The organism is Klebsiella sp. 141203 (assembly GCF_032601985.1).
Lineage (GTDB): Bacteria > Pseudomonadota > Gammaproteobacteria > Enterobacterales > Enterobacteriaceae > Klebsiella > Klebsiella aerogenes.
On record NZ_JAQIRL010000008.1, the window covers coordinates 34988 to 57933 of the forward strand.

29 protein-coding genes are annotated in these 22946 nt (G+C 53.5%); 28 read left to right on the plus strand and 1 reads right to left on the minus strand.

The features are described from left to right. The first annotated feature begins 378 nt into the window (after window positions 1–378). Window positions 379–945 (plus strand): helix-turn-helix transcriptional regulator, encoded by a 567-nt coding sequence (locus tag PGR29_RS22815; protein WP_020079840.1) that lies wholly within the window; start codon window positions 379–381, stop codon window positions 943–945. Between the two features lie 330 nt (window positions 946–1275). Then, window positions 1276–1563 carry a PerC family transcriptional regulator gene (locus tag PGR29_RS22820; protein WP_020079839.1) on the plus strand — a complete coding sequence of 96 codons (288 nt, stop codon included), beginning with the start codon at window positions 1276–1278 and terminating at the stop codon, window positions 1561–1563. A gap of 61 nt (window positions 1564–1624) precedes the next feature. On the opposite strand, the gene PGR29_RS22825 is transcribed toward PGR29_RS22820, so the two are convergent. Continuing rightward, a complete protein-coding gene (locus tag PGR29_RS22825; protein WP_087859251.1) occupies window positions 1625–1951 on the minus strand; it encodes a contact-dependent growth inhibition system immunity protein in 327 nt (108 codons plus the stop codon). 379 nt (window positions 1952–2330) lie between these two features. Here PGR29_RS22825 and PGR29_RS22830 point away from each other — a divergent pair, with 379 nt between their 5' ends. The 26 genes from PGR29_RS22830 to PGR29_RS22950 all read left to right on the plus strand — a co-directional run bounded on the left by PGR29_RS22830 (window position 2331) and on the right by PGR29_RS22950 (window position 22943). Then, window positions 2331–3203, plus strand: a complete 873-nt coding sequence (locus tag PGR29_RS22830; protein ID WP_201996962.1) for a ParA family protein — start codon at window positions 2331–2333, stop codon at window positions 3201–3203. Continuing rightward, complete coding sequence (locus PGR29_RS22835; RefSeq protein ID WP_316425373.1) at window positions 3200–3556, plus strand: hypothetical protein; 357 nt, start codon at window positions 3200–3202, stop codon at window positions 3554–3556. The genes PGR29_RS22830 and PGR29_RS22835 overlap by 4 nt, the downstream gene beginning before the upstream one ends. Beyond that, window positions 3553–3795, plus strand: coding sequence for a hypothetical protein (locus PGR29_RS22840; RefSeq protein ID WP_198894040.1), 243 nt, complete (start codon window positions 3553–3555; stop codon window positions 3793–3795). The genes PGR29_RS22835 and PGR29_RS22840 overlap by 4 nt, the downstream gene beginning before the upstream one ends. Window positions 3796–3804: 9 nt before the next feature. Beyond that, the gene (gene dnaB-PI, locus PGR29_RS22845; RefSeq protein WP_316425374.1) at window positions 3805–5175 is read left to right on the plus strand and encodes an SPI-7-type island replicative DNA helicase; all 1371 of its coding nucleotides are present in this window, start codon (window positions 3805–3807) and stop codon (window positions 5173–5175) included. Continuing rightward, window positions 5172–6836: a ParB family protein gene (locus tag PGR29_RS22850; RefSeq protein ID WP_316425375.1), complete on the plus strand. Its 1665-nt coding sequence runs from the start codon at window positions 5172–5174 to the stop codon at window positions 6834–6836. Before dnaB-PI ends, PGR29_RS22850 begins: the two co-directional genes overlap by 4 nt. After that, on the plus strand, window positions 6829–7551 hold the full coding sequence (locus PGR29_RS22855) for a DUF2786 domain-containing protein (protein WP_316425441.1): 723 nt from the start codon (window positions 6829–6831) through the stop codon (window positions 7549–7551). The genes PGR29_RS22850 and PGR29_RS22855 overlap by 8 nt, the downstream gene beginning before the upstream one ends. Continuing rightward, window positions 7548–7973, plus strand: a complete 426-nt coding sequence (locus PGR29_RS22860; RefSeq protein WP_316425376.1) for a hypothetical protein — start codon at window positions 7548–7550, stop codon at window positions 7971–7973. Before PGR29_RS22855 ends, PGR29_RS22860 begins: the two co-directional genes overlap by 4 nt. Window positions 7974–8014: 41 nt before the next feature. Continuing rightward, complete coding sequence (locus PGR29_RS22865) at window positions 8015–8578, plus strand: DUF2857 domain-containing protein (protein ID WP_395166239.1); 564 nt, start codon at window positions 8015–8017, stop codon at window positions 8576–8578. Between the two features lie 2 nt (window positions 8579–8580). Next, window positions 8581–8823, plus strand: coding sequence for a hypothetical protein (locus PGR29_RS25005; protein ID WP_431193887.1), 243 nt, complete (start codon window positions 8581–8583; stop codon window positions 8821–8823). A gap of 90 nt (window positions 8824–8913) precedes the next feature. Continuing rightward, entirely contained in the window at window positions 8914–10152 is a 1239-nt protein-coding gene (locus tag PGR29_RS22870) for an STY4528 family pathogenicity island replication protein (protein WP_316425378.1), read from the plus strand. Between the two features lie 248 nt (window positions 10153–10400). Further along, window positions 10401–11156: a PFL_4669 family integrating conjugative element protein gene (locus PGR29_RS22875; protein ID WP_194515951.1), complete on the plus strand. Its 756-nt coding sequence runs from the start codon at window positions 10401–10403 to the stop codon at window positions 11154–11156. A gap of 13 nt (window positions 11157–11169) precedes the next feature. Beyond that, complete coding sequence (locus tag PGR29_RS22880; protein WP_316425379.1) at window positions 11170–13215, plus strand: DNA topoisomerase III; 2046 nt, start codon at window positions 11170–11172, stop codon at window positions 13213–13215. Window positions 13216–13864: 649 nt separating this feature from the next. Next, window positions 13865–14329 (plus strand): STY4534 family ICE replication protein, encoded by a 465-nt coding sequence (locus PGR29_RS22885; protein WP_032191372.1) that lies wholly within the window; start codon window positions 13865–13867, stop codon window positions 14327–14329. Window positions 14330–14406: 77 nt separating this feature from the next. Then, window positions 14407–14610: a hypothetical protein gene (locus tag PGR29_RS22890; protein ID WP_032191374.1), complete on the plus strand. Its 204-nt coding sequence runs from the start codon at window positions 14407–14409 to the stop codon at window positions 14608–14610. A gap of 12 nt (window positions 14611–14622) precedes the next feature. Continuing rightward, window positions 14623–15183 carry a single-stranded DNA-binding protein gene (locus PGR29_RS22895; RefSeq protein WP_316425380.1) on the plus strand — a complete coding sequence of 187 codons (561 nt, stop codon included), beginning with the start codon at window positions 14623–14625 and terminating at the stop codon, window positions 15181–15183. Window positions 15184–15196: 13 nt separating this feature from the next. Further along, on the plus strand, window positions 15197–15433 hold the full coding sequence (locus PGR29_RS22900; protein WP_316425381.1) for a DUF4160 domain-containing protein: 237 nt from the start codon (window positions 15197–15199) through the stop codon (window positions 15431–15433). Then, a complete protein-coding gene (locus tag PGR29_RS22905) occupies window positions 15414–15677 on the plus strand; it encodes a DUF2442 domain-containing protein (RefSeq protein ID WP_032191376.1) in 264 nt (87 codons plus the stop codon). Before PGR29_RS22900 ends, PGR29_RS22905 begins: the two co-directional genes overlap by 20 nt. Window positions 15678–15815: 138 nt before the next feature. Continuing rightward, window positions 15816–16412, plus strand: a complete 597-nt coding sequence (locus PGR29_RS22910) for a PilL N-terminal domain-containing protein (RefSeq protein WP_032191377.1) — start codon at window positions 15816–15818, stop codon at window positions 16410–16412. Continuing rightward, entirely contained in the window at window positions 16409–17131 is a 723-nt protein-coding gene (locus PGR29_RS22915) for a hypothetical protein (RefSeq protein WP_316425382.1), read from the plus strand. Before PGR29_RS22910 ends, PGR29_RS22915 begins: the two co-directional genes overlap by 4 nt. Before the next feature lie 6 nt (window positions 17132–17137). Continuing rightward, entirely contained in the window at window positions 17138–17842 is a 705-nt protein-coding gene (locus PGR29_RS22920) for a TIGR03759 family integrating conjugative element protein (RefSeq protein WP_198894030.1), read from the plus strand. Then, the gene (locus tag PGR29_RS22925; protein ID WP_316425383.1) at window positions 17821–18495 is read left to right on the plus strand and encodes a transglycosylase SLT domain-containing protein; all 675 of its coding nucleotides are present in this window, start codon (window positions 17821–17823) and stop codon (window positions 18493–18495) included. The genes PGR29_RS22920 and PGR29_RS22925 overlap by 22 nt, the downstream gene beginning before the upstream one ends. Beyond that, complete coding sequence (locus PGR29_RS22930; protein WP_316425384.1) at window positions 18495–19001, plus strand: integrating conjugative element protein; 507 nt, start codon at window positions 18495–18497, stop codon at window positions 18999–19001. The genes PGR29_RS22925 and PGR29_RS22930 overlap by 1 nt, the downstream gene beginning before the upstream one ends. Then, complete coding sequence (locus PGR29_RS22935; protein ID WP_316425385.1) at window positions 19001–19600, plus strand: restriction endonuclease; 600 nt, start codon at window positions 19001–19003, stop codon at window positions 19598–19600. Before PGR29_RS22930 ends, PGR29_RS22935 begins: the two co-directional genes overlap by 1 nt. Further along, complete coding sequence (locus tag PGR29_RS22940) at window positions 19597–20109, plus strand: hypothetical protein (protein ID WP_316425386.1); 513 nt, start codon at window positions 19597–19599, stop codon at window positions 20107–20109. Before PGR29_RS22935 ends, PGR29_RS22940 begins: the two co-directional genes overlap by 4 nt. After that, window positions 20102–22192, plus strand: a complete 2091-nt coding sequence (gene traD, locus PGR29_RS22945) for a type IV conjugative transfer system coupling protein TraD (RefSeq protein ID WP_316425387.1) — start codon at window positions 20102–20104, stop codon at window positions 22190–22192. The genes PGR29_RS22940 and traD overlap by 8 nt, the downstream gene beginning before the upstream one ends. Continuing rightward, window positions 22185–22943: a TIGR03747 family integrating conjugative element membrane protein gene (locus PGR29_RS22950; protein ID WP_316425388.1), complete on the plus strand. Its 759-nt coding sequence runs from the start codon at window positions 22185–22187 to the stop codon at window positions 22941–22943. The genes traD and PGR29_RS22950 overlap by 8 nt, the downstream gene beginning before the upstream one ends. Window positions 22944–22946: the final 3 nt, after the last annotated feature.

The following is a 22946-nucleotide window of genomic DNA, read 5'->3' on the forward strand; positions in this document are numbered from 1 at the left end:
AACTAACTGAATTGGAATAAGTTAAGGTGAGTCCGAAATTCTGTTTTAATGTTTTTGGTTCGCTTTTCCATGCATAATGTTAGGCTGTTGCTGTAGATATTTAAGACGATTTTTGACAAAAATTCTCAATAGTGGAAAAGCTTCTTTTTTGTGCGAGTTTTTTATTTATAATTAGCCGAAGGGCAGATAATTAGGAAATGACGTAAGAGTCGTGGAGTGGAGCATTCACTATAGATGGAGAGGTTGGAGGTTTACTAAAACGACAAACACATGCTTTATTTTGCTCGCCATAGTCAGCACGCCACCAGGCGCTGTGCATATTCTCCCTGGAGGGGTTTTGTTGCTTTATTGTTAAAGGGATGATTTGTGGCAACGACAATGTTTTTAGTTACTCAGGATCACTATCTCTTTGAAGGGGTAAGAATTTTCTTTCCAGATATCATCCAGTTACATTCGATTGAGCATAAGCTTTTTGAGAGTGATGCCGAGGAGTTTTCGGTGCTGGTGGATAGTCGGGCACCGCTTTGTTTTTATGATTATCTTATTCCTGGCGCAGCGGAAGCGGGTAAACGTATCTGCTGTATTATGCTTGATATGCGCCATCGGGAAGAGCATTTGCTGAGCTTAAAGTGGTTTCTCAACATGTCTTTGACGCCTACGGATATGGCTAATTTATTTAGCCTGTTTCTTGATGTGAAGAGTAAGCGGCTGACCCGAGAATGGCTCAAGAATTTCAGCCTGAAACCACAGGAACATATGACGTTGACTTTGCTCAGGGCCGGAATGACCATGGATCAAATTGCCGGGGTGCTTAATACTTCAGTGAAAAGCCTGTATCGTAAACGCATTGAGCTTTATGAACGTCTGGGACTGGCCAACTTTAATGAGGCCTGTTTGTTTATCTTTAAAAATAGACTGCTGGAGTGTCCCGCGCAGAAGCGATAAAAAGGGAAATGAATACAGAGTAAGGTATCTACTACAAGCTACTCAACAACGGTATTATGTTAATTTAATCAATCATTGATAGGTATAACCGTAGTTCAGGAATAACTCAGATGATAATCCGCGGTATATGATAAAAATGCTCTTTGGAAGTACTTACTGCTTCGGCAGTTTTAATGCACACAGCAATTAATATTATAAATGTCCTCAATATTGAGCTGGCATAGATTTATCGTGGATCAAATTATCGGGGTTTTCTTTCATTATTTCTTCGGATGGCGTGGTTATATTTATATACGCAAATTAGCTAGCATATGTGAGAGAAATTATCGAATGATCAAGGACAGTATTGCCGAGTCTCTGGAAGCCCGTGGATTGTACCGTCGGGCCGCTTCGCGCTGGGTGGATGTGATGCAGACGTGTGTCGATGATAATGACCGTGAATGGATTAGGATGCACCGCAATAAATGCCTGAAAAAAGCGAAGCTGCCGCCGGCGCGTAAAGAAGAGTTTGCTGACATCCACAAGGCAGCCAGAGAAACGCAGTACCGTATGGGAATTGCCAAGCCGAATGGGGAAGTGTTCCGCCTTCCCGCTAAGAAGAAAGCGACGCGGCGCTAGCGTTTTCAGCGACATCTTGCTGAATCAGACCAAACCGATAGTGTGGTGAGGAAGCCGCGGGTTACTGATGGCCTGTCGGCTCCGCCTCATTCAGGGAATGACTAATTCTATCTCTTACCCGTTTCAGGAAGCTAAGGGCATCTGTTCCCCACAGGTGAGGGTCAAAGTCTGAACCATAGCGCATCCTGAATTCCTCTTCCGGGTTATCTGCTTCTTTCAGCAGAAGGTCAATGTCTGCGATAAGACCATACTTCATGGCGAGATGACTATCGGCGATAAATGCGTCAATTTTGGGGGCGATCTCATCACTATCATCGATAAGGTCATAATCCTGCCCGAAGTAAACCGTGATAAAGCTGTTAAGTTCATTCAGGTTCATTTTTGTCATGTACAAACCGTGTTCAGGGTAGAGGAAAGGCTGTCAATATCGTCGGATGAAGTGAGATAATTGGAGAATACCATAAGCGATGGACATTGAATGCCTGATGGCGCTGCGCTTATCAGGCCTACGGTATGCAGTCGACGTTGAACAGCGCGCTTGTCGCGCTGGCCCCGAAGGGGTGAGCCGCGTTGCGGCGAATAATCGAACGCAGTTCGATGGAGAGTCCGGTCGCAGAAAAGCAAAAACCCGCCTTTTGGGCGGGTTCTTTAAATAGTGGTGCCCGGACTCGGAATCGAACCAAGGACACGGGGATTTTCAATCCCTTCGCAGGTGTTAATCGGATGTAAAAGAGCGTTTGTACGTTACATGAGTGAACGTACAAACTATGAAAATTTTACCCGTTATTTCCCCAAAAGGCGGTGAAGGTAAATCGACTTTCGCTGCTTACCTCGCTGGTTTTCTTGCCGATGCTGGTGTGAAGACACTTCTTATTGATGCCGACTGGACCCAGCCAACGGCCAGCAGCATTTTTGCTCTTAATAAAGAAGCGCCGTTCGGACTGTATGAGCTTCTCATGCAGACGATCCCCGACCCAGTTCAGGCTATTTCTCAGACCTCAATTGATAATCTGGACCTTATTTATTCAAACGATCCGGATGAACTTCTGCCGACAGCGATGCTACACGCGGCAGACGGTCGTATCCGCTTAAGGAATATTCTTCAGCATCCTGCCTTTGCCCGCTATGGGGCAATTATTGTCGACTCCAAAGGTGCTACCGGGGTGATGACTGAGCTTTCTATACTTGCGTCAACCGGCCGCGTCATGGGCGTTGTGAAACCCATACTTCCCGACGTTCGCGAGTTTATTCGCGGTTCCCTGCATATGTTTTCCCGCCTCAAAACCTACGAAAATTACGGTATACACCTGCCCGACATCTCTATTCTCGTGAACTGCTTCGAAAATACGCTTCTTGACCGGGAGGCGATGGACAGTCTCTCAAAAATTATCAGCGAGAAGCTGTATGACAGCAGTGTATTGGGAGAGCGAAATATGTTCAGTCTGCTCGATACCTGTATTGAGCAACTGGATATCTTCAAACTGGGCCATGTTAAGTCACAGCCGGTTCACCGGCTTGAATATAAAACCCGACGTAAGGGACCTGCGGCGGCAGATACCATGCACAGCCTTGCCTGCGAATTGTTTCCTGAGTGGAAAGCGTTCTTTGATGACGTCCTTTCCCGGGAGGTTCGCGTATGAACCGTAATCAAATTTGGCGTGTCGTTGCTTATTCCACTGATACATACAAGGGGCATGAAGAGGTTCATGTGTTTGTTGATGCTCCTGATTACGAAACAGCAAATGAGCGTATTTACGAGCGTCTGGCTGAGGAATGGGGTCTTCCGAGGGGGTTTATTGATATATACAACCTGTGGAATGAATCAGAACTTCGCGATATGTCCATTGGATCCCCCGAACCTGCCGGGCTGCCATTGCTGGAGTCTGGAGGCGGGAATGGAGAGGTGTATTACGATCGGGAGCCTTTGATTCTGGTTGCGTCTGCCCGCCTGCGTAAAGTACTGGAGTGTGCGCTGCAGGAGGTGCCAGCATGAGCAACATGACTATCAATGCCATTCTGACGCAGCTTCTGGAGCGACAGCCTTATGACGATAAGCCCGTTGGAACTGAACCAGCAACCTGTGTTGGATGCGGTTGTACAGACAATAACGCCTGCGTGAACGAATACCGTGAAACCTGCTACTGGCTTAAGGTGAATCGTGAAACAGGACTGGGGGTTTGTTCCTGTTGTCCTGAGTTCCTGAGCCACCCTTGCACGCCAGATTTCGACTGAGGAGGGGATATGGATAAAACAAATATTCCCCACTCGGCAGAAGCAGAGCAGGCCGTTCTGGGCGGATTAATGCTGGATAACGACCGCTGGGATGAAGTGGTTTTATTGCTGGCACCGGATGATTTCTTTGTGGGCTGGCACCGCGCCATTTACCGGGCAATGGCTGAGCTGGTCGGTGAAAGCCTGCCGCTGGATCTGATTACGCTCTCTGACCGGATGGAGAATGCTGGTTTGCTGGAGCAGGTTGGCGGCTTTGCTTATCTGGCAGAGTTGAGCAAGAACACGCCATCCGCTGCCAATATTCTGGCATATGCGGGGGTGGTGGCGGAAAAAAGCCGGCTACGCAAGCTGCAGAGCGTCGGCAATATGCTGGTCACTGACGTGCAGGCGTTGAATGCGCGTTCTTCTGACGTTCTGGAGGTAGCTGAGAACCAGCTGTTCTGCATTGCTGAGCAGGGCATGCTGCAGGCAGGTACTGAAACCACCATAAACGATGCCATGGACACGCTGGTCAGCCGGCTTGAAGCCATGATGGCGCTGGATGGTCTGACCGGTACGCCAACCGGTTTCAGTCAACTGGACGAGATGACCTGCGGCCTTCAGCCGGGCGATCTGGTTTTACTGGCCGCACGTCCATCGATGGGGAAAACCGCTCTGGCGCTGGCGACATGTGCCGCAGCTGTACGGGGAAAACCGGATGATTACGTTTTTGTCTACAGCATGGAAATGCCGGAAGAACAGCTCTCCATGCGTCTGATGTCTATGGAAGGGCGGGTTGAACTCAGCAGGCTTCGTAGTGCATCACTGGGTGATGAAGAATGGGTCCGTCTTTCACAGGCTATGAAGGAGATTATTCAGTGGAACAATCGTCTGATTATTGATGACACAAGTTATCAGACACCGGCAACCTTACGCGCCCGTACCCGCCGTTATGTCCGTAAGTACGGCAATCCCGCCCTCATTATGGTCGATTACCTGCAACTGATCCGCTCCCCCGAACAGGAAAACCGGACGCAGGAAATTGCCGAAATATCGCGCTCCCTGAAGGCGATGGGCAAGGAGTTCGGGTGTCCCGTGCTGGCGCTTTCTCAGCTCAATCGTCAGGTGGAACAGCGGGCGGATAAACGTCCCAATAACGGCGATTTGCGTGATTCGGGGGCACTGGAACAGGATGCCGACCTCATTATGTTTATCTACCGGGATGAGGTGTATAACCCGGGCACAATGACGCCGGGTGTGGCAGAAATCATTATCGGTAAGCAGCGTCAGGGGCCAACCGGAACGGTGAAAGTGCAGTTTGACGGCCGCTATACGCTTTTTTCCGAATATCAGGAAGGGGGATATGACCTCGGGTACCACAGGACAGGAGGTCGGGCATGAGCCGTAACCGCACGAATATCGGGGCGTCCATGCTCCAGCCGGGCCGCAGAGCCTCAGGGAGCGTTGAGAGTACACCGGTGGTTGAAATGCCGATGGTACTGACGATTGAACAGCTGGAGCCGAACCCGGATAACCCGCGAACATCGCGTAATCCACGTTATGACGAGATAAAAGCGTCAATTAAAGCCCGCGGGCTGGACACGGTACCAAAAGTCACCCGCGATCCGGATGGCGATCCGAATAAATACATTTTCAGTGATGGCGGTAACACCCGTTATCAGATACTGACGGAACTGTGGCAGGAAACGGGGGAAGAGCGATTTTTCCGCATCCATGTGCTCGTGAAACCCTGGCCCGGAAGGCTCCAGTGTGTGATTGGTCATCTTGCTGAGAATGAAGTCCGTGGCGATTTGTCCTTTATTGAAAAGGCCAGGGGGATCCATAAGGCGCGGATTATCTATGAAGAACAACTGGGAAAATCAGTTTCTCTGCGCGAATTATCCACTTTGTTAACCAGTGAAGGCCTGCCTGTTCATAATTCGACAATCAGCCGGATGGAAGATGCCCTGAAGTACCTCTTCCCCTGGATGCCGGACCTCCTTGAATCCGGGCTTGGCGCTCCACAAATCAGGCTATTGCTTGCCTTGCGCCAGGATGCGGAGAAAGTCTGGGATCAGTTTTGCCTTCTGTCTGAACGAAGCGATAAATGCTTTACCGATGTATTTGGTGAATGTTGCCGCAAGTTTAATTCCCCCGAACTGTGGTCACCGGAAATGTTCCGCGATGAATTTATTGGTGATCTGCTGCTGGCGCTACCGCATCCGGATCTGAATTATGACCGCTGGGTGATGGAACTGGATCCTGGCGAGCGTAACCGGCGCTATCACTTTGGCGAACCAGAAGAGGCTACCCGTCTTCAGGGAGTGGTGCCATCACCGTTCACTGACGGCATTCAGGATACTGCACCCGAGCCAGATTTTGCCCTGCCGAAAGCACTAACTGAGTCGCCGCCTGCCACGCCAGCGGTTACGGAGGAATGGCCGCAGCAAGATGAAAATTTACGGGTATCGCCAGAGGACAATAAAGAGGCACCTTTGTCTCTTCCGCGCACAGAGGTACAGCCCGATATGTACGGTGGTTCCCCGGTTATTTCGGGTGACGGCATGGGGCCGGGGCTTTCTCCGGACAATGATGAGACGCTTATCTCCATGCTGGCGCCGGGGCTGGAGGATGAGGGAGAGGCCCTGCATCCGGCCTGTCACATTGCCGGAGATGCGATCTGGTCTGTTCCGGCTTATCAGGATGATATCGAACATCTGCAGAATATGGCCTTCATCATGGCGTGGGAACTGGGGGAAAAGCTGGGGTGTGAAGATGAAATCCTGCCAGACCGCGCCAGTAGTCTGTCGCCAGGCTATTGCGCTGCGGGTGACAGCTGCAGCGCACCGGCCGCCTTCCTTTTGTCCCTTGCGGGGTGTTGTCCGGCACAGTGTCCGACAACCGGGATGGATGTTGTGCTGATCGGCGGTTCTGCACAGCAGGATGTGCCAGTTCTTGATGATGAAAATGCCATAAAACTGCTGAGGCTGATGCGTGTCATGCGCCGCCTGCGGGAGCTGCAGCGTGGCGTAACGGCGGTAGAGGAGGCGCATGATGAATAATGACAAACGCCAGGAGCGGCTGGTCAGTCTGGTCAGGAAACTGCTGGAACTGAGCCGAAGCAACAGCAATGCGCATGAAGCCGGACTGGCGCTTTCAAGGGCGCAGCGCCTGATGGAAAAATATGGTATCAGCGAGCTGGACGCCACTCTTTCGTCAGTTCGTGACGTTGCCTCTCAGAGCGCGCCATCAGAGGCCGAAAAGGTGCCTGAGTGGATGACCCGTCTGGCATGGGCGGTTGGTCATGCCTTTGGCTGTCGGCCTTACTTCTCATGGCACAATACATCATCGGGCGACTGTCGACGAACCGTAACATTTTATGGTTTCAGTGAACGGCCTGCCGTGGCGGCTTATGCTTTTGATGTGCTGACCCGCCAGTTGAAAGATGCCACTGCGGTATACCTGAAAACCCAGAGTAAAAAGCTGAAGCTGTCGACCCGCCGAAACCGGGCAGAGCTTTTTCGTGCCGGGTGGGTTGACGGCATGCGTCGCGTCATCACGGTTTTCCGGGTTACAGAACGGGAAACGCAACTGATGACCCGCTGGATGGATAACCAGAATATGAAGGCGGCGACCATCCGGGAACTGAAAAGCTGCCGCGGAGGCGATATTGCCCGCCACCGGGGTTATGAGGCGGGTAAGAACGCCAGGTTGCATCATGGTGTTGAAGGTGAAAATACGGCCGCCATTGGTCACCGGGAGGAACGTACGTCATGACGAAGCATCAACGGGTGTTGCTGTCGGGTACCTCCCATTGTCTGTGGTGCGGTGTGGTATTGGGGCTGCTGGCCGCAGATATGTATCCCGGTGTCGTTCCGGCATTTTCCGGGGCCGTTTTACGGGGGCTGGCTGTTGCCAGCTTCATTTCTGTCCTGCTGTGGATGATGGTGAGTTACCTGGAGGACGTTTCCTGGACGTATATCTGGGGGGCGATGTTCCTGCCTCCGCTGGCCGCATTACTCCTCTGTCATGTGGGCTGGCTGGGTTACAGCTTTATTTTCTGGAAATGGGACTATGATTTTGCTCTCTTCATCCGGGAGGCGGTTCTGCCAGTTGTTTTCCTTGTGTGGGGAGCATGTAACTTCTTAATAGTCCCCTTTATCTTTTTGTTTATCTTGTCTCCCGGAGGTGTTGAGTGACTAATTCCGGTGGTTTATCTCAGGCTGCCAACGGGCTGCTGATGCAGCTGGTGATGGATCTGAAAAGTGGCTATCTCCGTCGCTGTGAGTCGCTGGGGATCAAGCGAGAAGAGATGCAGATGTTGCAGGGACTCTCCCTTGAGGAGCTGCATTATCTCGCGAACAGCGAAGTTTCTGTGGTCAGCGTCAGCATCGATCACAGCAATCTGGTCAGCATGCTGCAACGGGCCAGAATGGAGCAAAAGCGCATGCAACGCATCGACCGGGCGCTGGCGCTGGGCAGTTCGATAGAGCTGATGCAGACATTTTTCGGGCTTTCCAGTACAGATGTGGCGGCCCGTCGCAGGATCGCCGGTATCGAAGCCCGATCCGGACGGGGCAATACGCTCGGGGATGAAGACAATGCAGAAATCTGGCGGCTGTGGCAGAAATCAGGCGTTGAAGAAGTGGAAAGCCCGGACGGGCTTGACGTCATGATGCTGGCCGCAGAGCAACTGAATATCCCTCTTACCTCTGTCTGGCATGCTGTGAAAGGATGGCACAGAACCGCACCCCGCCGGTCTGTGGGTCAGTCCCCGAAACCCTCAGTGAGGAAGCGTGCATGAGGATGAAAATCGTTGGCCCCGACCTGTGGGCTTCTCCCGGTGTGCCATCGCAGTGCTGTCGTAAAGCCTTACGGCTGGTCAGTCAGTATCATCGTGGCGATCGTAATTATACCCGGCTTGAGGACCGGGGCTGTGGATACGTCAAGATTAATATTAGTCCGTTCTGGCGTCTGCTCAGTCGTAACGGGGGCAGAACCTGGTTACTGCTGAGTCACGGGCGGTACAACTCAGCGATCCGCAAATAGTATGTTTACCCTGCATCTGTACGCGGATGCAGGCATAAGCATACTGACAGAACAGAATGGCCTGATGGGAGCCATCATAAGGAAGAGGATATGACGCTGCCTGCGGACAGCCTGATAGCGTTTACGCTGGAAAAAATGAATGCCCGTCTGGTGGCTAATCCGCTGCTCGATGACGGACGGGTACGCAGCGGCCTGCTGTTTACGGGGAACATGCATGATGCCATCCCCCGAAGGCTGTTGCTGGATCCACGGCTTTCCCCCCTTGATAAGATGGGCTGGATGATGATCCGCCTGTATGCGCAGAATAATGAAGGCGCGATATTCCCCAGTTATGATGAGCTGCAGGTGCAACTGGCTTCCCCGGGTAAAGGTAAAGCCTCCCGTGAAACCGTTAGCCGGGTGTTGCTGATGTTACGAATAACCGGCTGGCTCAGCCTGTGTAAGCGGGTTCGCGACGATAAAGGGCGGGTTCGCGGCAATATCTACGCGCAACATGACGAGCCCCTGACTTTCCGGGATGCAGAATCACTGGACCCGCGTTTTCTTGATGTTGTTGCCGATGCCTGCCTGAGTAAAAACCGGACGGTCAGTCAGACTGCCCGGGATGTGCTGGACGAGATTAAAAACGATCCCACCATGCGGCACTATCACAGCCATCTGTCTCTGCTTGAAACCCGTCTGGGTCGCCCACAAAATGCCGGTCAGTTAGCAGCGCGGCAGCATTCCTCATTATTAACCCCGAAGCCGGGTTCGGGATCCGAACTCAGTGTAAATCGAATAAAAAACAACCATCAAGAACTGAGTACGGAAACCGAACTCAGTCAGAATCCGATGCGAATAATACAGAGTTCGGATTCCGAACTGCCAGTAAAATCAGTGGATTACGACAGAGTTCGGAAACCGAACCATTACGTACGTAGTTTCACACACAGTGTGAATAAAAAAACGTATGTGGACAATCCGGTTGTGTTGCCTGATGCGCTGAAAGCCGTAGTGTCGCAGGAAGACCAGGCGATGTTGATTCGCCAGCTTCAGGCTCTTCCTGAAGAACAGGCACAACAGGTCCTGTTTGCCCTGCAGAATCTGATGGCCAGGCAGCGAGTAGACAATCCGCTCGGCTGGATGCTGGCGGTAATGAAAAAAGCCCGGGAAGGGACTTTCAGGCCCGTTAAGCAACCGCAATCGGTTCAGCCGGAGACTCAGACGCGACCATGCCGACCTGAACAACAGCCTTTTTCCGCGCCTCCGCGACCTGTGGTAGCTTCTGAAGAGCAGGTCAGGAATTACGTCACCAGTCTGCGGGAACAACTGAGACATAATACCCGATGATTAAAAAGTATACGGTGCTGGCACTGCCAGCAGTGGTCAAAAAGTGTACGGTGTTGGCACTGCCAGCAGTGGTCAAAAAGTGTACGATGCTGGCACTGCCAACAGTGGTCAAAAAGCGTGCGGTACATACTGGCAATGGATAAATCAAAATTTCATCATCTGGCGATCTGGTTTTCAATTGTCCTGCTTCCTCTTGCTGGGGACTATCTCAACCCTGACTGAGATATCGCAACAGCAAGGGGCTATATATGGAAAAGGGTAAAAAGAACGCGGATGCGAAGGTCGGTAATGAAGCATCTTCACCGCGGGCAGGCGCACTACAGTCCGCACTCTCGGTAGAGCTTCATACTCACTATGCCATCAGATTATGGGAAGGGCGTAAGCAAAGTGACAGTAATTCCCGTAGTCTCCATGAGAAAAAACGGCCTGAAATCATTAGTATGCCAAAGGCCATTCAGCGTGCCGGGGTGGCTTCCCGGGATTCAGCAGCAGATAACCCTTATGCTGATATGGTACTGGTGAAGCTGGAAACTACGCTTCACATGGCGTCCAATAAGATCAGTACGATAGTGAATGAACTGGATGTGATTCTGACAGCTGTTCCCAAAGGGATAACGCTTTCTGACATTGCGTCTGCGCATCCTCTGAATATCAGCGTTTACAGTCGTTCCCCCCTGGGGTACCGGTGCGTATGGCTTCTGGTCGGTTACGACCAACTGGCAATGAAAGCGTTTCAGGCTTTCCATTATGGGCTGATTTCACGCGCTCAGCGCGATCAATATCTCAACAGAGGCGGACATGCGGTCAGACAGGTTTATGGGGCTATTCAGCCTTATTACACCGTGGCGGTTAACCGGAGTGACATTATTAATCTGACCGCCCGCGGGAAAGAGGCCCTGGCGCGGTTGGGTGAACCCGATCCGGATATTTTCTCCGGTAAAAAGCGATCTTCTTTTTCATCGCCTCTGCGGGAACACTCTGTTCGCCAGAGCGAAAAGCGCTGAGAGGGGGTGAGACATGCAGCTTTATCTGTGTGAGAAACCGTCTCAGGCGAAAGATATTGCGCGGGTTCTCGGCATCAGTAAACGGGGACAGGGATTTATCAGCGGTGGCAATATCACCGTCACCTGGGCCATTGGTCATCTGTTGGAGCAGGCCAGCCCGGATGCTTATGGCGAACAGTTTGGTAAACCCTGGCGGGCCGATGTGCTCCCGGTTTTACCTGATAACTGGAAAATGGTCGTCAAACCCCAGACCCGGGATCAGTTTACGGTTATCAGTAAGCTGCTGAAGCAGGCCGGAGAGGTGATTATTGCCACCGATGCTGACCGGGAAGGTGAGGTTATTGCCCGTGAGCTGCTGGCGTATTGTGGATATCGTGGCAAAGTACGTCGGCTATGGTTATCTGCGCTGGACGAAGCCAGCGTCCGGGAGGCGCTGGCCGGTATTCTTCCCGGGGAAAATACGGCAAAACTGTATGACGCCGGGCTGGGGCGCAGCAGGGCGGACTGGCTTATCGGCATGAATCTGACCCGCTTGTATACTCTGATAGCTCGTGAATCCGGTGTTTCCGATGTACTGTCTGTTGGGCGGGTTCAGACACCGACGCTGGCCATTGTGGTTAACCGTGATAAAGAAATCGCTGATTTTGTCCCGGTTCCATGGTGGCAGGTGCAGGCTCTCCTTGAGAAAGACGGCGTGCGTTTCAGGGCGACCTGGCAGGCGGCGACGCAGTACTGCGATGACGAAAAGCGCTGTGTGAATCAGCAGGCGGCGAAAGCCGTTGGACAACTCTGCCAGCAGCAGAAAGGTGCAACGGTTCTGGACGTGAATCAGAAGCGCGATAAAACACCGGCGCCACTTTGCTTCGATCTGGGAACGCTGCAGCAGGTCTGCTCTCGTAAATTTGGGATGGGGGCTAAAGAGACGCTGGCTGTTGCCCAGTCATTATATGAAACGCATAAAGCGACGACCTATCCGCGAACCGACTGCGGTTATCTTCCGACATCGATGCAGCAGGAAATTCCTGATGTACTGACCGCCGTCGCCAAATCCGATCCGTCAGTTGCACCGGTGCTGGCCCAACTGGACCGCGGGTTTGTCTCCCGGGTCTGGAATGATAAAAAAATCACGGCACACCATGCCATTATTCCCACACGCCAGGCATTTGATCTCTCGCGCCTCAGCGCGGATGAGCTGAAGGTTTATCAGCTTATCCGACAGCATTATTTTGCCCAGTTTTTGCCGTTGCAGGAGTCTGATGTGACCGACGCCTCTTTTAACATAGGCGGGCAGTTGTTCCGGGCCAGAGGGAAAGTCAATGTTGTCACGGGCTGGAAACTGTTATTTCAGAAGGACCATCAGAATGAGCAATCTGAAGATACCAGTGATAACGATGCCGACATGGCGCTGCCACCGTTAAACAAAGGTGACAACTGTATTGTCAATGGCGCAGCGGTGGAAGACAAAAAAACCAGTCCACCTCCCCCGTTTACCGAGGGAACGTTGATTGCTGCGATGAAAAATGCTGCCAGTTTTGTCAGCGACCCGAAGCTGAAAAAAGTGCTGCGCGATAATGCGGGACTGGGAACCGAAGCGACCCGGGCCGGGGTGCTGGAGACGCTTTTCTCCCGTCATTACCTGGAGAAAAAAGGCAAACATATCCATGCCACGCTGCTGGCCAGGGAACTGATAGCGGCGTTGCCTGAAACGCTGACCAGTCCCGGTATGACCGCGCTGTGGGAACAGGCCCTGGACGATATCGCTCAGGGAAAAATGCCGCTGGATACCTTTATGCAAAAACAGCTGCAGTGGACCCGCCATCTGGTTGATAAAGGGCGAAGTGATACAGTGAAAATTACTGCGCCTGTGACACCCCCCTGTCCGGTTTGTAAGGGGCCGACCCGCAAGCGTAAGGGAAAGAATGGTGATTTCTGGGGATGTATTCGTTATCCGGAGTGTAGCGGTATTGTTGCAGGGAAAAATGGCGGGAAGGGCCGGAAAACCGCGCGGGGCAAAAAAACGGCAGCAAAGACGACAGCGGAATTCTCTGCACCGCAATAATGGTTTTGGGTACACCAGGGCAGTAAGTTCTGCTATTGTAAACCCGCTTTGATGCAAAGGTACCCCGCAGGCTACGGGGCTGTCACGGACTTTAACGGGGTCTGATGATAGCCAGGCCCGGCAGGCAGTGAATTGTACGTTCCGACTGGCCTGCAAGACGCATGCACTCCGTGAAAACCGCGTCGGGATAATGTCCTTAATCCCCGGAGAATGATGAGACACCGCAGGTTCTGGTACTGGCCATAAGGGCGTCGGCAACGGCGCCTTTTTTTATTCTGCAACTCGCAGCAGCACCTCATTTGGTTTCTGGTTGACATTCTCGCCGGGCAGTTTAATGATGGTCGTGCTTAATTGTCGTTTTTACGACCACCAATGTTTCAGCGGTCTGTGAGAAACGCCTTCGGGTGGCTGCAAAAGAATTCTCCCGCAGCCTGAAAGGGAGAGCATATCGAATGTGGTACATCTGCGCACCTTTGAAAGCAGATATCGCCAGTACAAGCGCACTATGACGCGGCGATGAAGGTTTCTTAATGACTCACCAGACAGTCGGAATTTAGCTGATTCTGACTCCCCGACGGGAAATACACTCCCGTCCGGGCAGATGTTTTTCTCCGTCGTATCTTATTTTTACCTCCATGGAGAAAACATCATGTCTGCAAATAATCCTGCTTCCGGCAAAACGGAATATTTCAACCTGACCATTAAGGGTCTGGGATATCTCAGCAATATTCGCCAGGTCAATCTTCAGAACGGCTCTTTTCTCAGTTGTGTGATTAACGCGCTGAGTGGTCCGACGGATAACCCGGTATATGTTCGCTTTGATGTTTCCGTTGCCGGCAAAGAAGCGACCAGCCTGATTGGTCGCTGTCAGAAAGCCGTTGATGAGGATAAAAAAGTCCTTATCGGCTTCACCTTAAGTAATCCGTCCACGGATATCTTTACGCTTAACAAAGGCGATCATGCCGGCGAGCAGCGTGTCAGCCTGAAAGCCCGCTTAATAAAAGTGGACTGGATAAAAATAGGCCAGGATATGGTTTATAAGACTGAAAAACCGGACTCCATGCCGCCTCAGAACGGTACTGCTCAGCCCGAATACGCTGAAAATTCTTTCTGAGTTATTTTTACCCTCACCTCCCTGAATAACGGACCTTCCTTCAGGGAGGTCTGTTTTCTTTATTAAGGAAACACATCATGAATAATTCAACAGGAATTCTGGCAGCAGAGTCCGGTTTTACTTTACCTTTGCAGGTGCTCAAAAGCGGTCGCGGTTATTATATCGGTACGGCAAATCATGAGGGACCTGTTTCCCGTGAGTCTGAAGAATACTTCAGTACCCATAAAAAAGCGGTTCAGGCGTTCACCACTGGTGCCTGGACTCAACGTGAGTGGGCATAAGGAGAGAGCATCATGGCTTCACGTGGAATTAACAAAGTCATTCTGGTTGGAAATTTAGGCCAGGATCCTGAAGTGCGCTATATGCCCAACAGTAACGCAGTGACCACGCTATCGATCGCGACTTCAGAGAGCTGGCGCGATAAGCAAACCGGCGAAATGAAAGAGCAGACCGAATGGCACCGTGTTGTGCTGTTCGGCAAACTGGCGGAAGTGGCCAGTGAATATCTGCGTAAAGGCTCACAGGTGTATATTGAAGGCCAGTTACGTACCCGTAAATGGCAGGATCAGCATGGCCAGGATCGTTATTCTACCGAAGTGGTGGTCAACGTGAACGGTAGCATGCAGATGCTGGGTAGTCGTCAGCACTCGGGCAGCTCCTCCTCTCAACACCAGGGCTCTCAACAGCAGGGATGGGGACAACCTCAGCAGCCTGTATCAGGTGGTCAGCCGCCCCAGGTTGGGCCGTCGTCAACCGGAAGCTCTGCTGCCGACATGCCGATGGATTTTGACGACGACATCCCCTTTATCGGGTGTGGCTATGGCGTTAATCACGTGACCATACACGCAATCTGACAGGGAGAATATTGTGCCTACAGTATTAAGGATCGGCGCTTATCGATTCTACTTATACAGCCATGAACCTAATGAACCGGCGCATGTCCATATTGATAAAGGCAATGCAACCGCTAAAATATGGTTACATGATATCAGTGTCGCGCGTAGTGTGGGATTTGCTTCGCACGAGCTTCGTGAATTACAACGTCTGGTTAAAGAATATCAGATAACACTCCGGGAGGCCTGGGATGCTTACTTTACAAAGTGAGAATGATATTCGCGTAATGAATGTCTGTATTGATGATGATCGCCTGACGGTTGATCTCATGGATGGACGCAGTATCTCTGTGCCCGTTGCCTGGTTCCCGCGCCTTGCTGCTGGTACAACTGAGCAGCGACAAAACTGGGAGCTGTGTGGTGCTGGTTATGGTATCCACTGGCCTGAACTGGATGAGGACCTGAGTACCGAAGGGCTGCTTCGTGGTGCTAAAGGTGCGATTCCACGACATTAACCGGTGTAATTTGACAAACAGAACGCTGACCTTACGGTCGGCGTTTTTTTTCATCTGTGGAAAATCAGTTGTTAATTGAGTGAATGCGGGGGGATTTCGCACAGTGAGGCCTGTTAATCACTGTAAAGGAAACCCCGGATGAAATTTCAACCCCGTTATAAGACCCTGTCTGTTGTTCTGCCGCTGCTTTTACTGGCCGGCTGCTCCTCTCCACCTCAGAAACTACAACAGCGTGAAGCAGCTGTACCCACGCCTTCCGTGGCTGTCACCCGCAATGTTCAGACCGTCGCGCCTGATGAATATGCCAGAACGCCGGAGGTGGTGCGTTATGACCGTTATCTGCTGGTCAGCACGGATCCGATGGCTGCCCAGCGAGATCCGCTGTCGCAGATTATTGATATCCGTATCCCGTCATCCCTGCATCCGACAGTGGCGGATGCCCTGCGCTATACCCTGAAGCAGTCCGGCTATTCACTTTGCGCCACGGGACCGGCAAACGGCGTGCTGTATCGCCAGCCGCTACCGGCCGTGCAGTATCAACTGGGGCCCATGCGCCTGCGTACCGCACTGCAGGTGATGGCTGGCCCGGCCTGGCAACTGGAGGTTGATGATGTTCAGCGAGTGGTCTGCCACAGTCTGCGTGACGGGTATCAGTTACCGGCCAGTCAGTTACCGCCTGTCCAGGTTCCCCGGAAGGTACCCACCCCGGCTACGGGAGGGTTTCTGAAAAAATGAGCGAAAAGAAAATCACTGAGTCTTTTCCCGCCGGGGAAAAGAGGCGTCTGTGGTCATGGTGGTCTGTTGCCGGCGTCTGTCTTTGTCTGATGATGGCAGCGGCCGGCTTTGTATTGTACGTGCTGGTCAGCGGCGTGACTGACCTGGATACGCGTCTTTCACGTCTGGAAGCACAGGATAATACAGCCACAACCAGCACGATGTTATCCACTCTTCAGTCGCAGGTCTCAACGCTGCAGGCCGGGCTGGCCGATAACCAGCAGCGCGTGGCCGCACTACAGAAAGAGACAGAAGCCCGGACCGGGCCCTCGCAGGAACTGGCCACTCTGCAGGCATCTGCAGCACGGCTGCAACAGGCGCAGCAGGAGATGGAGACCCGGCTGAGTGCGCTTGCTGACCAGCTGAATGCCCTGAAAGCGGTACCGGCTGCTGCGACTCCGGTTCCGGAAAAAACACCGACAGAAGTCAAAAAACAGTTACCCGTTAAACCCCGTTCGACGGCTGTTGTTGCACGTCATGCGCCGTTTGTGCTGACCGGCGTGGAAAGACGAGGCGCGGAGTCCTGGGCGGCGGTGGCCCCCCGCGGTTACCACAGCCTGTCGCAGATAGCGCTTATCGGGGAAGGGGAAACGGTCTCCGGCTGGACGCTGGTTCGTGCCGGTTACAGCGAAGCGACTTTCCGTGTCAACGGGCGCCTGACTGCCCTTAAGGTGGAGTAAGCCATCATGCAATTGAAACTGACTTTTCTGGCGCTGGTCATGCTGAGTTCGCAGGCTCTGGCGGGCACAGATATCTCCGTCGTTGAAAACTCGCAAACCACACAGAGCCAGACGCAGTCCCTGCAGCAGAAAGCTGGCGAATGGGGGCTAAGCCCGGAGGATTACCAGCGGTATCAGCAACTGATGAATGGCCCCAGGGGGATTCAGTCCCCGGGGCTGGACCCACTCTCGGCGCTGGGGATTGAGGCCCGCACGCCGGCAGAGCGCCGTCAGTATGCGGAAAAATGGGTTAAAGAGGAGTTTGCCCGTACGCAAAAAGAACTGGATTTCCAGCGGGAAATCAATACGGCATGGCAACGGCTTTATCCGGACAGACTGCCGGTGAATCTGGGGAATGCTGCCGGTGTTGCCCGGGATACCGGGGGGCGTCTGGCGTTGTTCGTTAAGTCGAAGAACTGTCCGACCTGCGATGCGCGGCTGTCTGCGGTGCTCAGTGACAATCGTCCGGTTGATATTTACCTGGTCGACAGTGAGGGGAGTGACGAAAAGTTACGCCAGTGGGCCCGTGCTCACCGTATCCCGGCGGAAAAAGTCCGTTCCCGCCAGATTACGCTGAACCATGACGGTGGCCGCTGGCTGCGCTTTGGCGACGGAATGATGCCGGTATTGCTGCAACAGGGAGAAAAAGGATGGCATATCGCCGCATTCTGATCGCCCTGATGCTGGCTGTAAGTGGCAGTGCAACGGCAGCAAGTGAGACTGTACCGGAAGGATATATCCGGGTGGCCGTTGCGCATGGAGTACCGCCGGAAGCGCTCTATTCTGTCTCGCTAACGGAAACCGCTATGGCGCCACGATCAATTGCTGCGGTGGTCAGGCAGAAGACAAATCTGCCTGCGGTGAGTCGTCCCTGGCCGTGGACGATTAATGTGGCGGGTAAGGGATACCGCTACGCCAGCCGTCTGGAGGCCTGGCGGGCACTGCAGGTTTTTATGTCACGCTATTCCCTTAAACGTATTGATGTCGGTCTGGCTCAGGTAAACCTGGGCTGGAACGGGCATCACTTTGTGTCGACCTGGGCGGCGTTTGACCCGTACACCAACCTCAATGCTGCAGCCAGCATTCTGCGCGAGTGCTGGGAGCGTAAACCGGGTAGCTGGCTGGATGCGGCCGGTTGTTATCACCATCCGGCGGGTGGGCAAGCTGCAGCACGATACAAAACTATCGTGAAACGTCATCTTGTCCGTCTCAGCGGCACGCCCCGCCAGTCCTCTTTGTTGCCGCCTTCTTTATTACCGCAGACAGTGGCAGCCATCGCCCCTGAACCTGGTTTTATCTGGACTGAGCCCGGGAGTGAACCCTGATGAAAAAACTGTTTTTAATGATGTGTCTTTTTCTGCCCCTGACGGGCCATGCCGGACTGAACGTCCTCGCTGACCTCGGTGGGGAGGATGCCACGCCTTATTTTGACGGCATTAATAAACAACCCGGCCTGCCGGAGGCGTCACCGGCAACCCCGCCAGTTTCTGCGATGGCAGCAATGTTTCCGATCAGCACGCCGGAGATGACGCCGGGGACGGTGGAGGATCGTCCGCTGCAGTTGCCGGGCATTGGTGTGCTTTTCCTTATCGGTGATGACGAACAGTCACGGTACTGGCTGGCGGAGAATGCGCAGGCGCTAATTGCCCGACATGCGGCAGGCATGATTGTCAGTGTTGACAGTGCGTCGGCTGTTGAGTCATTGCGGGATCTGGCTCCCGGTGTTCCGATGGCGCCGGCATCCGGCTCTGAGCTGGCCCGTCGTTTACAGTTACGGCATTACCCGGTGCTGATCACCGATACCGGATTGTCCCGACAGGTGCGGCCGTGATGAGCGCACTGCAACTGAGTGCTGCGCTGTTGGTCAACCCGTTGCCGGCCCTGCTTCTGGCGGCGCTGTTTATCATGGTGATGCTGCGTCTGAGCTTTCGCCAGCGGGAGAAAGCCAGCGTTCGTCGCCACCGTCGCTATCAGGCTGCGGCGGCACGGGTGCTGGAAAAACTGGGCACTCTGCCGGGGGACGGCCAGCGTATGCGGTACCTGCGCAAAATTAACCCTTATGTATTTGAGGAATTGCTGTTGCTGGCGCTGGAACGACAGGGGCTGACGGTCGTTCGTAATGCGTCTTACAGCGGGGATGGCGGCACTGACGGACAGGTCATTATTGATGACGAATGCTGGTTGATCCAGGCCAAACGCTACAGCCGGGCGATTACACCTGCCCATATTCGCGACTTTGACCAGCTTCTTGAACAGCGTACCTGCTGCGGTTTTTTCATTCACACCGGGCGGACCGGAAACATGAGTCGGGCGGTCTGCTCCACCTCTCCGCGTCTTTTTATCATCAGCGGCCAGCGCTTGCTGGATCTGCTTGCCGGCCGACATGGCTGGCTGTCAGGTTGTTCATATTTTCAGAGGACATCTGTATGACATTTTCTTTACAGCGTTTACTGCGGACCGGCTGTCTCAGCCTCGCCCGTTTACTTTTTTTGTGGCCGGCGTTACTGACCGGAGCCGTGATGCTGGTGATGGCCTTCCTGTCGTATCAGGGGGGCGTCACATCGCGACTGGATTATTACACATATGAGGCTGCCCGCTGGCGCAACGCGCCGAAAGGGAGCTTTATGGTGCGGCGCTGCATCGATGCCGCTACGGACAATGCCGTATTCCCTGTTGCACCGCTGAGCGGGGATGAGTGGCGTGTGATGGCAGCAAGGGAAACTGACTGCCCGACAGTGGCGGAACCGTTTGAACAGGCAGCTGAAAACGATATACGTGCATTACACCTGCTGATGAAAATTGTTCTGGTGATCAGCGTTTGCCTCGAACTGTTTATGACGGTTCGCGCTCGTAGGGGAAGGGGGCACAGTGGCGCGGTGGCGCATGTTCGCATGGCAAAGGGCGGCGTCCGTATCGTCAGGGAGGAAGATAATGAGTAACCGCTACGTGATTGAAGCCCTGCTGCGTCCGGCGGTTGAGCTGAATACTGCTGTCGTGGCCGGTATGGCGGCATATGTTTGTGTACAGGCTCCCTGGGCTGTGGCGCTGGCACCTTCAGTCAGTTATGTGACCGCGTCTGGCTTCGCAGTGTTATCCGTTGTGCGTGCCCGGCAGGGGATGAAGATCCTTCGTTATCGCCGCAATCTGACCCGGCTCCCCCGCTACGTCATGAGCGCCGGACAGATACCGGTCAGCCGTCAGCGCCTGTTTCTCGGGCGGGGGTTTCGCTGGACGCAAAAACACACCCAGCGACTGCAGGATACGCTTCGTCCGGAAGTGGCGAAGTACCTGCAGCCGGGCTGGCTGTATCAGACCGCTCGCTGGCTGGAAATGAGGACGGAGCATTCAGCTCCGGGGCTGGGAAAACTGCTGCGTACGGATTCACCCCTGAACCCGGTTCGCCCATTGCCGCCGGTTGGTGGTAATCCGGTGTTGCATGGCATTGAGCCGAATGAGCAGGATGTCTGGCTGACGCTGCTGGAGCGTGTGGGGCACACCATCGTCTATGGCACTACCCGCGTGGGAAAAACACGCCTGGCAGAGCTGCTGGTTACCCAGGATATTCGTCGCGGTGAAGTTACCATTGTTTTTGACCCGAAGGGCGATGCCGATCTGATGAAGCGCGTCTGGGCTGAAGCACACCGTGCTGGCCGGGGCGACGCGCTGTATATTTTCCACCTGGGCTGGCCCGAAATCTCCGCCCGCTATAACGCAGTAGGACGTTTTGGTCGTGTTTCCGAAGTGGCGTCCCGCGTGGCGGGGCAGTTGTCCGGCGAAGGGAACAGTGCGGCGTTTCGCGAGTTTGCCTGGCGGTTCGTCAACATAATCGCCCGGGCTCTGGTGGCACTGGGGGAGCGTCCGGATTACACGCTGATTATGCGCTATGTGAATAATATTGCCGATCTGTATATCCGTTACGCTGAGAAGGTTATCCGTGAGCAGCTTCCCTCGTTACAGGCACAAATTCAGAATAACGAGCAGGTTCTGGGGGATGATGATGTTCCACGGAATATGCAGGGGCAGCCGGATGCGGTGCGTATCTGGTCCATTGAGGTGGCACTCAGTTCAGAAGAGGGGAAGCAGCTGTATGATCCCATTCTGGATGGCCTGCGTAGCGCAGTACGCTATGACCGTACCTATTTTGATAAGATTGTGGCTTCCCTGCTGCCTTTGCTGGAGAAACTGACAACCGGGAAAACCGCGGAGTTGCTGGCACCGGACTATCTGGATATGAGCGATTCACGACCGATTTTTGACTGGGAGCAGATAATCCGCAAAAAGGCCGTGGTGTATATCGGCCTTGATGCACTCAGCGACAGTGAAGTGGCCAGCGCCGTGGGAAACTCCATGTTTGCCGATCTGGTGAGCGTGGCGGGTCATATCTACAAGCACGGTATTCAGGCCGGGCTACCGGGAGAGGGGGATAGCAAGGTCCCGATTAACCTGCACTGTGATGAGTTCAATGAGCTGATGGGTGATGAATTTATCCCGCTGATTAACAAAGGGGGCGGCGCCGGCATGCAGGTGACGGCCTACACCCAGACCTCATCGGATATTGAGGCCCGGATCGGCAATGCGGCTAAAACGGCTCAGGTCCAGGGCAACTTCAACAATCTGATTATGTTACGTGTCAGGGAGAACCGTACCGCCGAACTCCTGACCACGCAACTGCCGCAGGTGGAGATTTACACCAAGACGCTGGTCTCTGGTCATCAGGATACCGATATCAGTGCGGGCCAGGATTTTACCTCCAGTACGCAGGATCGTGTCGGGACGGTCAAGGTGCCGTTGCTGGAGCCGGCTGATGTGGTAACACTACCGAAAGGGCAGGCATTCGCCCTGCTGGAAGGCGGGCAATTGTGGAAAATCCGCATGCCGCTGCCTGCCGGCGATGTGGATGATAAACTGATGCCGCAGAGCATTGCGAAAATTGCCGAGGAAATGCGCCGGAATTATCACAGTGGTGAAGCGTGGTGGAATGATGCGCCGGTCATTGTGCCAGCAGGAGGTGAACGTGGCTGAACCTCAGCGTACCAGTCCTCCTCCGTCCCGGCCGGAGAAGCCACATGGTTTGCTTTATAATGTGTTCTGGGGCTGGCCCTGGGCATTGATCGGCATGCTACTGGGTTCGCTGATGTTGAGCCTGCTGATTGAGTACACTGGCATAGCGTTCTTCTGGCCGGAAGCGGGGGCAGCCCACAGCGAGGCGGTGATGAATACCGAACTGGGCTGGCTGTCGACAGAATTCACCCGTAGCCTGTTGCTGTCTGAGCCTTCTGTGACTGTTGTTCGATGGGTAACAGTCGCGTATCAGTGGCTGTTTGTTGACAGTGGGTTTACTGGCTGGATAAAGCAGCAGAATGTACTGCAGACGGGCAGCGATAACGAGCTGACCCGTAATCTGAACAACTGGAGTGGGTGGCTCGCGGGCTATCTACATGAATATCTGATGGCGACCGTATGGATATGCGTGATTACCCTGGTGCGGGTAACCATACTGGTTCTGTCAGTCCCGCTGTTTCTGATGGTGGTGCTGGTTGCGCTGGTTGAAGGGCTGGGACGCAGGGATCTTCGGCGCTATGGGGCGGGTTATGAAAGTTCGTTTGTTTATCACCATGCTAAAAAGATGGTGAAACCAGCGATCGTGGTACCCATGATGCTGTATCTTTCCTGGCCGACGGCGGTATACCCCAACCTGTTGCTGTTGCCTGCTGCCATATTGCTGGGTGTCGCTATCACGGTCACCACGGCTTCATTCAAGAAATATCTTTAGTTA